Source organism: Streptomyces doebereineriae (assembly GCF_031845645.1).
GTDB classification, from domain to species: domain Bacteria; phylum Actinomycetota; class Actinomycetes; order Streptomycetales; family Streptomycetaceae; genus Streptomyces; species Streptomyces canus.
The window spans coordinates 11995-26359 of the sequence record NZ_JAVREZ010000032.1; the positions used below are offsets into that span (position 1 = coordinate 11995).

Consider the following 14365-nt stretch of genomic DNA (forward strand, 5'->3'; position numbering starts at 1 on the left):
TCGCCCAACCACCACCTTGCCCCGACACACGCGAGCCCGAGTACCAACGCGGCCGAACCGAAGGCGGCCAGCTGCCGCGCACCTTGTGACATGCCGCCCATCTACACACCTCCGCGCGCCCCAGACAAGCGAACTAAGGAAAGGAAACCGGCTGTGCCAGCCAACCGCCGCTTCCGCAACGTCACCCGCATCGGCCCCGTCCAGGTCGCCACCTCCTACGACGGTCGCGGCCGCGAGAAGCACACCGCCGCCTGCACCGCCCCGCGCTGCAACTTCTCCGCCGACTACGACAACCGCGCCGCCGCCGAACTGGCCGCCCGCACCCACCGCTGCCCCGTCCGCTGAAAGGACCCGTCGCCCCGTGACCGTCAGCCTGCCGCTCGTCGTCGTCCTCGGCTTCTTCGCCTGGGGAGCGGTCAAGTTCCTCGGCGTCCGCACCTGGATCGTCGTCCTGATCGCCCTCTTCGGCTTCTGGCTCTCGCACACCTTCCTCGCCCCCGCCATCGAGTCCGGCACGCGCTCCGGCGTGACCGTCATAAACCGCTCACATGACTAGACGAGTAGATAAGAAGGGCTCCGTCGTGTTCCTGCCCAAGTACCCCGACAACCCCACCCCGCCGCCCTCACACACCCACACCGCAACGACCGACCCGGCACCGGCCCGCCGCTCGCTGCCCTCGGTGTCCATCGATCAGAAGACGGTCGCGGCTCTGGTCATCGGCGGAGTCGTCCTCACCGCGCTCCTGGCCGCCGTCGCCGTCACGGCCATCTCCGTCGCCGTAGCCGCCGTGGTCCTGCGCTCCCTGCTCCGCGACCAGCAGCGCCATTAGATCCCGCCCGGCCTCCGGGGCGGCGGCACACGACCAAGCATTTCGCCGCCCCGGGGCCTGTTCCTCCCGACCGAGCCAGTCAGAAGGAGAAACGTCATCTTCACCCGCACCACCCCGGCTCCCGTGCCGGAACTCGCGAACCTGGCCGCCCAGGGAACGCTCCCCGGTATCCTCCGCCAGCTCTCCAGCCTCGGCGGCTGCACCCACCCCATCCGCCTCGACGGCCACCGCACCGAGTACGACGTCGACACCGCGACCGGCGAGATCGGCAGCGTCCTCCACCACCTCGACTCGACCAGCCTCCCCGCCGGCCAACTCCTCGTCCGCTGCAACAACCGCCGCACCACCCGCTGCCCGGCCTGCGCCGAGGTCTACCGCCGCGACACCTTCCACCTGATCACCGCCGGACTGCGCGGCGGAAAGGGCACCCCGGAACAGGTCGGCACCCACCCCCGCGTGTTCGCCACCTTCACCGCCCCCGGCTTCGGCCCGGTCCACAACCGCCGCACCGACGGCCGCCCTTGCCGCTGCGGCCTCCACCACGACCAGGAGGACGAAGCACTCGGCACCCCGCTGAACCCCGACACCTACGACTACGAAGCCGCCGTTCTCTGGAACGCCCACGCGGGCGCCCTCTGGCGCCGCTTCTCGATCTACCTCCGCCGGGAAGTCGCCAAGCGCGCAGGCATCTCACAACGCCGCCTCCGCGACCACGCCCGCGTCTCCTTCGCCAAGGTCGCCGAGTACCAGAAGCGCGGAGCCGTCCACTTCCACGCGGTCATCCGCATCGACGGCCCCGGCGGAGGCAACACCCCACCGCCCGCCTGGGCCACGGCCGAACTGCTCACCGACGCCGTAGAAGCCGCCGTCTCCAAGGTCCGTGTCGACGGCCCGGTCATCGACGGCCGCACCCACACCTTCGTCTTCGGCCGCCAACTCGACGTTCGCACCATCCGATCTGCCGACTTCAACGACGGCCAGGAGCTGACCGAGCGAGCGGTAGCCGCCTACATCGCCAAGTACGCCACCAAGGGCGCTGAAACCGCGACCGGCGCCCTCGACCGCCCGCTGAAGTTCGTCGCCGAACTCGCCCAAGTCGACATCAGCGACCACGCCCGCCAACTCATCCGAACCGCCTGGACCCTCGGCGCCCGCAAAGATCTCGAACACCTCCGCCTGCGCGCTTGGGCTCACATGCTCGGCTTCCGCGGCCACTTCTCCACCAAGTCCCGCCGCTACTCCACCACCCTCGGCGCCCTCCGCAACGCCCGCGCCGAATGGCGCCGCGCCCAAGCCAAAGAGACCAATAGCCCCACCACCGACACCACGTACGTCCTCGCCCACTGGGTCTTCGCCGGCACCGGCCTCTCCGACACCGAAGCCTGGCTGTCCGCATCCCTCGAACCCGCCCCTGGAACGGAAGGAGAACCAACTCGTGGCTGAGCCCCGAGTCCCTGCCAGCAGGCCCGAGCAGCCTGACCCCTCCCTCGTCCTCCTGACCGTCGAGGAAGCAGCCCGGCGCCTCCGCATCGGCCGTACAACGTGCTTCCGCCTCGTCCTCGCCGGAGAGATCGAGTCGGTCACAGTCGGAAGACTCCGCCGAGTCCCTGCCGACGCCGTGCCCGCCTACGTCACCAAGCTCCGCCACCGACCCGCCCAAGCGGCCTGAGGGGGACGTCATGGCAGAGAAGAACACACGCACCCGACAGCCCAATGGCGCCTCCTCCATCTACCTCGGCAAAGACGGCAAGTGGCACGGCCGAGTAACGGTCGGCGTCCGCGACGACGGAAAGCCGGACCGCCGTCACATCGAGCGCAAGACCAAGGCCGAGGTCACCAGGGCCGTCCGCGAAATGGAGCGGGCCCGAGACGACAAGAAGCTCAGGAAGCCGGGCCAAAGCTGGACCCTGCAAGCCTGGCTTGAGCACTGGGTCGAGAACATCGCCAAGCCGTACGTCTCCGAGAACACGTACGACGGCTACGAGGTCGACGTACGCGTACACCTCGTCCCCGGCCTGGGCGCTCACAAGCTCGACAAGCTGGAGCCCGAACACCTGGAGCGCTTCTACCGACGGATGCAGGAGTCTGGGAGCTCCGCCGGCACCGCCCACCACGCTCACCGGACTATCCGGGTCGCCCTCGGTGAGGCCAAGCGACGCGGTCACGTCGCCACCAACGTGGCTGAGATCGCCAAGGCACCGCGTCTCGAAGAAGAGGACATCGAGCCGTTCACGATCGAGGAGGTACAGAGTCTCCTCGTCGAGGCCGCCAAGCTTCGCAATAGCGCGCGCTGGGTCGTCGCCCTGGCGCTCGGCCTCCGCCAAGGGGAAGCCCTCGGCCTTCACTGGGAAGACGTCGACCTGGACACGGGGTACGTACGCATCCGCAAGAACCGCCTTCGTCCCAAGTACGCCCACGGCTGTGGAGACAAACCATGCGGCCGGAAGGCTGGCTACTGCCCCCAGAAACAGCAGACCCGCCGAGAGCACAAGTCCACCAAGTCCCGCGCCGGACGTCGCACCATCGGTCTCCCCGACCCGCTGATCAAGCTCCTCCGCCAGCACCAGGAGCAGCAAGAGAAGGAACGGATTGAGGCCGGTACCGACTGGGAGAACAAGGGATACGTCTTCGCCTCCCCGACCGGCGGCCCCCTCAGCCCGAACACCGACTTTCACACCTGGAAGCGGCTCCTCAAGGACGCGGGCGTTCGAGACGGCCGTCTCCATGACGCTCGCCACACCGCCGCGACCGTCCTCCTGATCCTCGGTGTCCCGGACGTCGTGGTCGACGCGATCATGGGCTGGGAGCCCGGGGGAGCGGCACGCATGCGCGCCCGCTACATGCACTTCACGGGGACGCTGTTGCGGAAGGTCGCCCAGCAAGTCGGTGACGCTCTCTGGGAGCCGCCGAAGACCAACTGAGACGGAAACTGAGACGGACAACGACGAAGGGCCCCACCGCGAACGGTGGGGCCCTTCGACATCGTGCCCGGTGAGGCACTGGCGGAGGATACGAGATTCGAACTCGTGAGGGGTTGCCCCCAACACGCTTTCCAAGCGTGCGCCCTAGGCCACTAGGCGAATCCTCCGCCGCAAACAATACAAGACGTTGAGGAGTGCTCGCGAACTCGTTCCCACCCGCTGCCATCGGGTACTGTTTGGGCAGCCCCTCACGCGGCGCTATCTGACTGAACTCCCCCAGGGCCGGAAGGCAGCAAGGGTAGGTCGGCTCTGGCGGGTGCGTGGGGGGCGCTTGCGTTCCCGGCGGAGCGCACGCGCGGGCCCCGGTGTCAGTGGGCGCCTATAACCTCGTATGCGTGTCGTCTCTCGCGTTGTACCGCCGCTATCGCCCGGAGTCCTTCGCCGAGGTCATCGGGCAGGAGCATGTCACCGACCCGCTGCAGCAGGCGCTGCGGAACAACCGGGTCAATCACGCGTACCTGTTCAGCGGTCCGCGCGGATGCGGCAAGACGACCAGCGCCCGCATCCTCGCCAGGTGCCTGAACTGCGCGCAGGGTCCCACCCCCACCCCCTGCGGTGAGTGCCAGTCCTGCCAGGACCTCGCACGCAACGGCCCCGGTTCCATCGACGTCATCGAGATCGACGCCGCCTCCCACGGCGGTGTGGACGACGCCCGTGAGCTGCGCGAGAAGGCCTTCTTCGGGCCCGCGAGCAGCCGCTACAAGATCTACATCATCGACGAGGCCCACATGGTCACGTCGGCAGGGTTCAACGCGCTGCTGAAGGTCGTCGAGGAGCCCCCGGAGCACCTCAAGTTTATCTTCGCCACCACCGAGCCCGAGAAGGTCATCGGGACGATCCGGTCGCGAACCCATCACTACCCCTTCCGGCTCGTCCCGCCCGGCACCCTGCGGGACTACCTCGGCGAGGTGTGCGGCAAGGAGGACATCCCCGTCGAGGACGGCGTCCTGCCCCTCGTCGTGCGGGCAGGCCAGGGCTCCGTGCGTGACTCCATGTCCGTCATGGACCAGCTGCTCGCCGGGGCCAAGGAAGAGGGTGTGACATATGCCATGGCCACGTCCCTCCTCGGCTACACCGACGGCTCCCTCCTGGACTCCGTCGTCGAGGCCTTCGCCACCGGTGACGGCGCCGCCGCCTTCGAGGTCGTCGACCGCGTCATCGAGGGGGGCAACGACCCGCGCCGCTTCGTCACCGACCTGCTGGAGCGGCTGAGGGACCTGGTCATCCTCGCCGCCGTTCCCGAGGCCGCCGAGAAGGGGCTCATCGACGCCCCCGCCGATGTCATCGAGCGCATGCAGGCCCAGGCCGGCACCTTCGGCCCGGCCGAGCTCAGCCGCGCCGCCGACCTCGTCAACGAAGGCCTGACCGAGATGCGCGGCGCCAACTCGCCCCGCCTCCAGCTGGAACTCATCTGCGCGCGCGTGCTGCTCCCAGCGGCCTATGGGGACGAGCGCTCGGTCATGGCCCGCCTCGACCGCATCGAGCGGGGCGTGAACTTCTCGGCCGACGGCGCCCCCGCGATGGGATATGTGCCGGGGCCGGAAGCCCACGGGGGAGCGGCCCTGGGTACCCCCGGTGTCCAGGGCATCCCTGGTGCCTCGGGTGCCTCGACGGCCGCCGTCCCGCCGCCGGCACCGGTCCCGCCCGGTGGCGGCCCGGCCGCGGCGCGCGCGGCGGTCCGGGCCTCGGGCGCGGGCACGCCCGGCGGCGGAGGCTTCGGCAGCGGCGCCCCGGGGGGCGGCATGCCCGGCGCCGGAGCGCAGGGAGTCGGCGTCCCGGGTGGCGGCGTTCCGGCCGGAGCAGGTGGCACGGGCGGATTCCCCGGGGCTACGGCCGACTCGGCGCCGCCCGCCGACCGGGCCCCTGACTCGCCCGCCGGCCCGGTCCACGGTTCGTCTCCCGACCTCCACACCGGCGACCCCCAGACCGGCCCGGCGCACGGTTCGCCCGCGGCCCAGCCCCCTGGTGCTCCCTCCGGCCAACCCTCCACCGCCCACCCGGACCAGCCCCGACCGCCCCACCAGCAGCCGTCCGCCACACCGCCCCCGGCTGCGTCGGATTCCGCTCCCGCCCCCGGCGCCTGGCCCGCCGCCGCCCCCGTCGGCGGTGGCCGGCGTCCCGGTGGCTGGCCCACCGCGGCCCCGGCGGGCGGCGGCCAACCCCAGGCGCCCGCACCGCACCGGCCCGCGACCGCCCCGGCACCGGCCCAGCCCGCCCCCGCGGCCCCCGCACCAGGACCGGGCGCCTACGCCCCGCCGACCGGCGGGCCCGACCCCCGCCAGCTCTGGCCCAACATCCTGGAAGCCGTCAAGAACCGCCGCCGCTTCACATGGATCCTGCTCAGCCAGAACGCCCACGTGGCCGGCTTCGACGGCACCACCCTCCAGCTCGGCTTCGTCAACGCCGGCGCCCGCGACAACTTCGCGAGCAGCGGCAGCGAAGAGGTACTGCGGCAGGCGCTGGGCGAGCAGTTCAACGTCCAGTGGAAGATCGAGGCCGTCATCGACCCGTCGGGCGGCGGAGGTGCGCCCCCGGCATCCGGCGGCTTCAACGGCGGCGGTGGCGGGGGCTACGGCGGAGGCGGCAACACCGGCGGCTACGACACCGGAAGCACGGCAGGCTACGGCGCCCCGGCCCCCCAGGCCCCGTCCTCCCCCCAGCCGACGCCCGCCCCGGCGGCCAGGCCCACGCCGAGGTCGGCCCCCGCACCGGCCCCTGCCCCGCAGCGGTCCGCGCCGGAACCCCCGCCGGTCTCCATCGAGGACGACATCCCCGAGGACGACGACCCCGATCTCAACGAGGCCGCCCTCTCGGGTCGCGAACTGATCGTGCGCGAGCTCGGAGCGACCGTGGTGGAGGAGATCACCAACGAATGAAGCAAATAAGGGGGCGACGGAGGGACACCCGAGAGAGGTCATCTTGGAGGAACCTACGACTCTCCTCCCTCCACCCCTTAGGAACCCCCCACAAGAACCCCGTTAGGCTGACCCCCGTGAAGGTCCTCGTCATCGGTAACGGCGCCCGCGAACACGCCCTGTGCCGCTCCCTGTCCCTCGACCCCGACGTCAGTGCCCTGCACTGCGCCCCCGGCAACGCCGGCATCGCCGAGGTCGCCGAGCTGCACCCGGTCGACGCCCTCGACGGCGCGGCGGTGGCCGCGCTCGCGCAGCGGCTCGGTGCCGACCTGGTCGTCGTCGGCCCGGAGGCCCCGCTCGTCGCGGGGGTCTCCGACGCCGTGCGCGAGGTGGGCATCCCGGTCTTCGGCCCGTCCGGGGAGGCCGCGCAGCTCGAGGGCTCGAAGGCCTTCGCCAAGGAGGTCATGGCCGCGGCCGAAGTCCCGACCGCCCGCTCCTACGTCTGCACGACCCCCGAGGAGGTCGCCGAGGCCCTCGACGCCTTCGGCGCCCCGTACGTCGTCAAGGACGACGGTCTCGCCGCGGGCAAGGGCGTCGTCGTGACCAGCGACATCGAGGCCGCGGCAGCGCACGCCAACGCCTGCGACCGGGTTGTCATCGAGGAGTTCCTGGACGGCCCCGAGGTCTCCCTCTTCGCCATCACCGACGGCGACACCGTTCTGCCCCTCCAGCCGGCCCAGGACTTCAAGCGCGCCCTCGACGGCGACGAAGGCCCGAACACCGGCGGCATGGGCGCCTACTCCCCGTTGCCCTGGGCCGACCCCAAGCTGGTCGACGAGGTCATGCAGACGGTCCTGCAGCCGACGGTCGACGAGATGCGCCGCCGCGGCACCCCCTTCTCCGGCCTGCTCTACGCCGGTCTCGCGATCACTTCGCGAGGCGTGCGGGTCATCGAGTTCAACGCCCGCTTCGGCGACCCCGAGACCCAGGTCGTCCTGGCCCGCCTCGAGACCCCGCTGGCCGGCATCCTGCTCGCCGCGGCCACCGGCAACCTGGCCGACCTGGAGCCGCTGCGCTGGAGCGAGGACGCCGCGGTCACCGTGGTCGTCGCCTCGCACAACTACCCCGCCACCCCGCGCACCGGCGACCCGATCACCGGCCTCGACGAGGTGGCCGCCGAGGACGCCCCCCACACGTACGTCCTGCACGCCGGCACCAAGCGGGACGGCGACGCCGTCGTCAGCGCCGGCGGCCGCGTCCTGTCGATCACGGCGTCCGGAAAGGACCTCACCGAGGCCCGCGAGCGCGCGTACCGGGCGGTGGCCCGCATCCGGCTCGACGGTTCCCAGCACCGGACGGACATCGCGGCGAAGGCGGCGTCCGGAGCCTGAGAAGCTCGAAAACCGGGGCGAAACCCCCGCTGCCGAACAACCTGACCGGCCCCGGATCCGTCTAAGGATTCGGGGCCTGATCTTTGCTGTACGTCATCCACCTCTCCCCAAAGCCATTCCATCGAGTGACCGGGGCTCCATACGGCTGACGGGGGCCCGGGGCCCAACTAGGGTGCGGCGCAAGCGGTCCGGCACTTGGCCCACCGGCATTGCGATGTCAGTGACGGGTGCCACAGTGGGAGTGAGCAACGCCAGGACAGCTGGGCATTCAGGACGGCAGGGAGGGGGTGAGGTCGGGTCATGACCGGTATCGGTGTCGAGGCAGCCGCGCAGGCCGCGCGCTCCCGGGCCCTCGCCGTGCTGCGCATCCGCAGCCGTGCGCTGGCCGTGGCGCTGCTGCCCGCGGCGGTGGCCGTGGTGCTGCTCGCCGGAGGTTCCACCAGTCATCTCGTGGGCGGGTTCTGGGACACCGCCCGCCTGGCCATGACCGTTCTCGGGGCCGTGGTGCTGCTCGCCGCAGGAGGGGTGGCCCTGGTCGTCGCCCGCGCCCACCCCGCCGTCAGTCCGACCGTCGCGATCGCCGAGGAGTCCGCGCCCGACCTGTACCGCATGGTGCGCGACCTCGCCGACCGCCTGGACGTCCCCGCCCCCTCCGCGATAGCGCTCACCCCGGACTGCGACAGCTGGCTGGAGGACCGCACCCACCCCGCCCACGGTCCGCCCCCACGGCAGGGCCGGGACGACGAGATCGCGGGCGTCCGCGGCTCCCACCGTCGTGTCCCGGCCGCACCGGTGCTGGTGATCGGCTCGCCGTTCCTGTGGTGGATGCGCGTCGGCGAACTGCGCGCGGTCCTCGCCCCGGTCGTCGCCGGTACGGGCCCTTCGGCCCACCCCGACATAGCGGCGGCCCGCCGTTTCGTGCGGGGTCTGGACGCGGCCGTGGCCGTCGGCTCCGTCCCGGGCCGCTGTCCGCTCACCCGTGTGATGTGCGCGGGTGTCGCCTGGGTGGCCCGCCTCCTCCTGCGCAGCTGCCGGGAGCACGCGACCCAGATGGAGCGCGGCGTCGCGGCCGCGGCCTCCGAGCGTGCACAGGCTGTGGACTACGGCCTCCGGATCGTGGCCCAGGAACAGGTGGGCCTGGCGTACGCGGGCTGGGACCGGCTGCTGACCCGGGTAGCGCTCCCCGCCTGGCGGATGGGCCGCTGGCCGTCCCGCCTGGATGCGGGCGTGGTGGCGGCCCTCACCGAACTGTCCCGCCGCGACCGCCTGGCCGAGGGTTTCGCCTCCCGCCTGGGTGAGCGCCCCGCCTGCGACCTGCTCGAAGAGCCCGGCGCGATCGACGAGGCCGCCTCCCTCCTCGCCGCCCGTCTCTTCCACGGCGGGCCTGCGGAGACCGGCCAGGACTGGTCCCCGGTGGGCTGGCAGGAGTACCCGGAAGAGGTCGTGGACCGAAAGTGGCGCCTGGACGCGGCCCGCCTCCACCGAGTCCTCGACGCCCAGGGCGTGAGCCGCACCCCGGGAGCCGCCCCGCCGGAATCCCACGGCCCCACCCTCTCCCGAGTCCTGGCCCACCTGTCGGCTCCCGGGCCCACTCCACCGGCCAACAGCGCGGCGACGGCCGGTGGACTGACCTCGGCGGACTCCGTCGGCGCCGTCGAGCTCGGCCGCGAGCAGGGGTCGACTCGACCGGACGGGGACGGTCTCGCGCCCGCCGAGCCCGCAGCACCCCCGCAGGACACCGCTTCCGCAGACCTCGCGGCGGCGGCCGGTGCACTGACCTCGGCGGAGGAGGCAGGCGCCGTCGAGCAAGGGTGTGAGCAGGGGCAGGCTCGGGCGGAGGCGGACGGTCTCGCGCCCGCCGAGCCCGCAGCACCCCCGCAGGACACCGCTTCCGCAGACCTCGCCCCTGCTCCGCCGACCGATGGCGTGGCGACGACCGGTGGACCCGCCTCTCCGGAAGGCGCCGGAGCCGCGCAGCACGAATCGGCGCAGTCGGACGCACTCGCGACCGCCGCCTCCGCACCCACCCGGCACGACCGGGCTCCCGCCGCCCCCGTATCGGCGCCACCGGAAGGCGCCATGGCGGCGGACCCGGACCGTGAACCGGCCTCGGCTGACGCCCCGGCGGCAGCCCAGCACGCCCCGGCCTCGGCTGACGCGGCGGCAGCCCAGCACGCCCCGCCCCCGGCTGACGCCCTCGCGGCCGGACAGCACAACCCCGACCCACCGGACGAGCCCGAAGCAGCCGCCGACCGCGAGACCGCCCCCCTAGGGCTCCCCGCAGCCGATGACGAAGGTGACGAGGATGGCGCGGCTGCCGAGGGCGTAAGCACAGACGGCGAAGCCGAGACCCTCGCTGCGGCGCTCACCGCCGAGCTCGCCCGGGAGGAAGCCGCCGCCCCCCAGTCCCGCAGCACGCCCGACATCACCCCCTGGGACGACACCGCCCTCCCCCTCTTCCCGCTCCAGCCACCCCGCAGCGCCCGAGAACTCCTCACCGACCACGTCACCGCGATGGTCTGCTGCGCCGCGATCGACACCGCCGGCGCCGCCCCGGGCCTGGACTGGCTCGACGGCCCGTCCCTTCTCATCAACGGTGAACGCGCCGCGGACCTCGCCCCCCGCGTCCTCAGCCTCGTGGAGGACGGCGACCCGGCCCCTCTGCGCGCCTGGCTGGTCAAGTCGGGGATACGCCCCGAGAAGCCGGTCCGCCTCGTCTGACGGATCCGGAGTACCTGCTTCCACTTTCGGCCAATTCGCAACGAATAGTGACAGTCTGAGTGCGGAATGTGATGTGCTGAGACCGATCGCGCACATGGCAAGGGCTTGTGCCGACGCAAAGCATCGCGCAGGACGAACAACGGGGGCACGAGGGAGGGGAGCGACCATGGGCCCAGGACCGGAGCACATCCGCCGCTGGGAGTCGGGAGCACTCGCGCACGCCGTGACGGACCCCTTCGGTCAGGGCCCCGTCCCCTGGCTGCGCGGCAGTGAGACGTACTTCGACGACACCGGCCAGGTGGTCCCGTGGTACGTCGAGACGGACCCCGCCCACACCCCGAAGGAGGGCGCCCCCCGCATCCCCTCCCCCCGCACCGCCCCCGGCGGCGGCCCCCGCTCCGCCGACGACGTCCGCCGTCAGATCAAGGGCTTCACCTCGACCGGCGCGGTCGCCCCCGGCGAGGCCGTCGACTTCCACATCACCGTCGACCCGCCGCAGGAGTTCGGCGTCGACATCTACCGCATCGGCCACTACGGCGGCGACGGCGCGGCGAAGATCACCACCAGCCCCCGCCTCTCCGGCATCGTCCAGCCCTCGCCGCTGACCGCGGACCGCACGGTCTCCTGCCACCACTGGTGGCTGTCCTGGCGGCTGCAGATCCCGTCCTACTGGAGCGTCGGCGCCTACGTCGCTGTCCTCACGACCGCCGACGGTTACCGCTCCCACATCCCCTTCACGGTCCGCGAGAACCATCCCGCGGACTTACTGCTCCTCCTGCCCGACGTCACCTGGCAGGCGTACAACCTCTATCCCGAGGACGGCCGCACCGGCGCCAGCCTCTACCACGCCTGGGACGAGCAGGGCCGGCTCCTCGGCGAGGCCGACGCCGCGACCACGGTCTCCTTCGACCGGCCGTACGCGGGCGCGGGCCTGCCGATGCACGTCGGCCACGCCTACGACTTCATCCGCTTCGCCGAGCGCTACGGCTACGACCTCGCCTACGCCGACGCCCGCGACCTGCACGCCGGCCACCTCGACCCCACCCGGTACCGAGGCCTGGTCTTCCCCGGCCACGACGAGTACTGGTCGACAGCCATGCGCCGCACGGTCGAGCGAGCCCGCGACAGCGGCACCTCTCTGGTCTTCCTGTCCGCCAACACCATGTACTGGCAGGTCGAGTTGGGCCCCTCGCCGTCCGGTGTCCCCGACCGTCTGCTGACCTGCCGCAAACGCAGGGGCCCGGGCAAACCGGCGCTCTGGCGCGAAGTCGACCGCCCCGAACAGCAGTTGGTCGGCATCCAGTACGCGGGAAGGGTGCCCGAGCCCCACCCCCTGATCGTCCGTAACGCCGAGCACTGGCTGTGGGAGGCGACCGGTGCGCAGGAGGGCGATGAACTCGCCGGCCTGGTCGCGGGCGAGGCCGACCGCTACTTCCCGCGCACCCCACTGCCGGAGCACGACAACCGCATCCTGCTCGCCCACTCGCCGTACGCCGACAGCGAGGGCGCCCTCCGCCACCAGGAGACGTCCCTCTACCGTGCCCCCTCCGGCGCCCTGGTCTTCGCCGCCGGCACCTTCGCCTGGTCCCCGGCACTGGACCGCCCGGGCCACGTCGACACCCGCGTCCAGCGCGCCACCGCCAACCTCCTGGACCGCATCTGCAAGCGTGACTGAGTTCACTCAGCAGCACACCCACCGCTTTCTCAGCGCACCCCAAGTCCAAGGTCAGCGCCCCGTACGGGACAATCGACCCGTTGGACATACTCACGGGGAGGAACCGTGTCCGGATTCGTAGAAAAGCCCGAGCCGCTCCAGGTTCCGGGCCTGGTGCACCTGCACACCGGCAAGGTGCGCGAGCTGTACCAGAACGAGGCGGGCGACCTCGTGATGGTCGCCAGTGACCGTATCTCCGCCTTCGACTGGGTGCTGCCGAGCGAGATCCCCGACAAGGGCCGCGTCCTCACCCAGCTGTCTCTGTGGTGGTTCGACCAGATCGCCGACCTGTTGCCGAACCACGTCCTGAGTACGGCCGTACCGGAAGGCGCCCCCGCCGACTGGGCGGGCCGCACCCTGGTCTGCAAGTCGCTCCAGATGGTCCCCGTGGAAGCCGTCGCCCGCGGCTACCTCACCGGCTCCGGGCTGCTCGAGTACAACGAGTCCCGGACGGTCTGCGGCCTCGCCCTCCCCGAGGGCCTGGTCGACGGCAGCGAGCTCCCCGCCCCGATCTTCACCCCGGCCACCAAGGCCGCCGTCGGCGAGCACGACGAGAACGTCTCCTACGAGGAGGTCGCCCGCCGGGTCGGCGCCGACACCGCGGCCCAGCTGCGCCAGGCGACCCTCGCGGTGTACTCGCGCGGCCGGGACATCGCCCGGGACCGCGGGATCATCCTCGCGGACACCAAGTTCGAGTTCGGCTTCGACGGGGAGACCCTCGTCGTCGCGGACGAGGTCCTCACCCCGGACTCCTCCCGCTTCTGGCCGGCCGATCAGTGGGAGCCGGGGCACGCGCAGCCGTCGTACGACAAGCAGTTCGTGCGGGACTGGCTGACCTCGGCGGAGTCCGGCTGGGACAGGAAGAGCGAGCAGCCCCCGCCGCCGCTGCCGCAGGAGGTCGTGGACCGCACCCGCGCCAAGTACATCGAGGCGTACGAGCGTCTGACGGGCACGAGCTGGTCGTAACGGAAAAGCCCCCCGGTGAAAACCGGGGGGCTTCTCAATGGAGCGAACGACGAGGTTCGAACTCGCGACCTCAACCTTGGCAAGGTTGCGCTCTACCAACTGAGCTACGTTCGCATGCGCCGTGGCGCGAGAACCACTATACCCAACCTCGCTCGCGCGCGAGCCGCACGGCCGTGTGACGGTTCTCCGCCCCCAGCTTGGAGACGGCCGACGACAGATAGTTCCGTACGGTCCCCTGCGACAGCGCGGCCCGTTCGGCGATCTCCGCGACGGGCGCCCCGTCGGCGGCGAGTTCCAGCACCTCGGCCTCCCGCACGGTCAGGGGGGAGTCCCCGGCGGAGATCGCGTCGGCGGCCAACTCGGGGTCGACGTAGCGGTTCCCCTCGTGCACCGTGCGGATGATCTCAGCGAGCCGCTGCGCGCTCACGGTCTTCGGAACGAACCCCCGCACACCGGCCTCCAGCGCCCGCTTGAGGTGCCCGGGCCGCCCGTGACTGGTGACGATCAGCACCTTGCACGAGGGCAGTTCGGTCCGCAGGGATGTGGCCACCTTCACACCGTCCGCGCCGGGCATCTGGAGATCGAGTACGGCCACGTCGGGCTCGTGCGCCCGGGCCATCGCCAGCGCCTCGGGACCGGTCGCCGCCTCCGCGACGATCGCGAGGTCGTCCTCCAGGGAGAGCAGCGCGGCGAGCGCGCCCCGAATCAGATGCTCGTCATCGGCGAGCAACACCCGCACACTCACGAGCCCACCTCCGCCGACACCACACGTACGGTCACGAGCCCATCCCCTCCCACACCACACCCACGGTCACGAGCCCTCCGGCACATCACGCGCACGGCCACGAGCCCATCCCCTCCAACACCCACGCGCACGATCACAAGCCCATCCCCTCCACCGCCCCGC

General features: G+C 71.7%; 12 protein-coding genes, 2 tRNA genes and 1 other RNA gene. 12 read left to right on the forward strand and 3 right to left on the reverse strand.

From position 1 onward, the window contains the following. The first annotated feature begins 153 nt into the window (after positions 1-153). The 6 genes from RNB18_RS47730 (at position 154) to RNB18_RS47755 (ending at position 3751) form a co-directional block, all read left to right on the forward strand. Complete coding sequence (locus tag RNB18_RS47730) at positions 154-345, forward strand: mobile element transfer protein (protein WP_311720446.1); 192 nt, start codon at positions 154-156, stop codon at positions 343-345. Positions 346-361: 16 nt separating this feature from the next. Continuing rightward, entirely contained in the window at positions 362-556 is a 195-nt protein-coding gene (locus RNB18_RS47735; RefSeq protein WP_311720447.1) for a hypothetical protein, read from the forward strand. A 25-nt stretch (positions 557-581) separates the two neighbouring features. After that, complete coding sequence (locus RNB18_RS47740; RefSeq protein ID WP_057608715.1) at positions 582-830, forward strand: hypothetical protein; 249 nt, start codon at positions 582-584, stop codon at positions 828-830. Positions 831-953: 123 nt separating this feature from the next. Continuing rightward, complete coding sequence (locus tag RNB18_RS47745; RefSeq protein WP_311720448.1) at positions 954-2273, forward strand: replication initiator; 1320 nt, start codon at positions 954-956, stop codon at positions 2271-2273. Next, on the forward strand, positions 2266-2499 hold the full coding sequence (locus RNB18_RS47750; RefSeq protein ID WP_311720449.1) for an excisionase family DNA-binding protein: 234 nt from the start codon (positions 2266-2268) through the stop codon (positions 2497-2499). The genes RNB18_RS47745 and RNB18_RS47750 overlap by 8 nt, the downstream gene beginning before the upstream one ends. A gap of 10 nt (positions 2500-2509) precedes the next feature. After that, positions 2510-3751 (forward strand): tyrosine-type recombinase/integrase, encoded by a 1242-nt coding sequence (locus RNB18_RS47755; protein WP_311720450.1) that lies wholly within the window; start codon positions 2510-2512, stop codon positions 3749-3751. A gap of 79 nt (positions 3752-3830) precedes the next feature. Here RNB18_RS47755 and RNB18_RS47760 read toward each other — a convergent pair. After that, a tRNA-Ser gene (locus RNB18_RS47760) sits at positions 3831-3918 on the reverse strand. A gap of 72 nt (positions 3919-3990) precedes the next feature. On the opposite strand from RNB18_RS47760, the gene ffs reads away from it, so the two are divergent. The 6 genes from ffs (at position 3991) to RNB18_RS47790 (ending at position 13458) form a co-directional block, all read left to right on the forward strand. Beyond that, positions 3991-4089, forward strand: an RNA gene (gene ffs, locus RNB18_RS47765) — signal recognition particle sRNA small type. 57 nt (positions 4090-4146) lie between these two features. Next, positions 4147-6687, forward strand: coding sequence for a DNA polymerase III subunit gamma and tau (locus RNB18_RS47770; protein ID WP_311720451.1), 2541 nt, complete (start codon positions 4147-4149; stop codon positions 6685-6687). Between the two features lie 116 nt (positions 6688-6803). Further along, positions 6804-8057: a phosphoribosylamine--glycine ligase gene (purD, locus tag RNB18_RS47775; protein WP_311720452.1), complete on the forward strand. Its 1254-nt coding sequence runs from the start codon at positions 6804-6806 to the stop codon at positions 8055-8057. 300 nt (positions 8058-8357) lie between these two features. Beyond that, positions 8358-10778 carry a M48 family metalloprotease gene (locus RNB18_RS47780; RefSeq protein ID WP_311720453.1) on the forward strand — a complete coding sequence of 807 codons (2421 nt, stop codon included), beginning with the start codon at positions 8358-8360 and terminating at the stop codon, positions 10776-10778. Between the two features lie 166 nt (positions 10779-10944). After that, on the forward strand, positions 10945-12453 hold the full coding sequence (locus RNB18_RS47785; RefSeq protein WP_311720454.1) for a N,N-dimethylformamidase beta subunit family domain-containing protein: 1509 nt from the start codon (positions 10945-10947) through the stop codon (positions 12451-12453). Positions 12454-12558: 105 nt separating this feature from the next. After that, positions 12559-13458, forward strand: coding sequence for a phosphoribosylaminoimidazolesuccinocarboxamide synthase (locus tag RNB18_RS47790; protein ID WP_311720455.1), 900 nt, complete (start codon positions 12559-12561; stop codon positions 13456-13458). A gap of 38 nt (positions 13459-13496) precedes the next feature. On the opposite strand, the gene RNB18_RS47795 is transcribed toward RNB18_RS47790, so the two are convergent. Further along, positions 13497-13572: transfer RNA gene (locus RNB18_RS47795), tRNA-Gly, on the reverse strand. 22 nt (positions 13573-13594) lie between these two features. Further along, complete coding sequence (locus RNB18_RS47800) at positions 13595-14203, reverse strand: response regulator transcription factor (RefSeq protein ID WP_266562792.1); 609 nt, start codon at positions 14201-14203, stop codon at positions 13595-13597. Between the last annotated feature and the right edge of the window lie 162 nt (positions 14204-14365).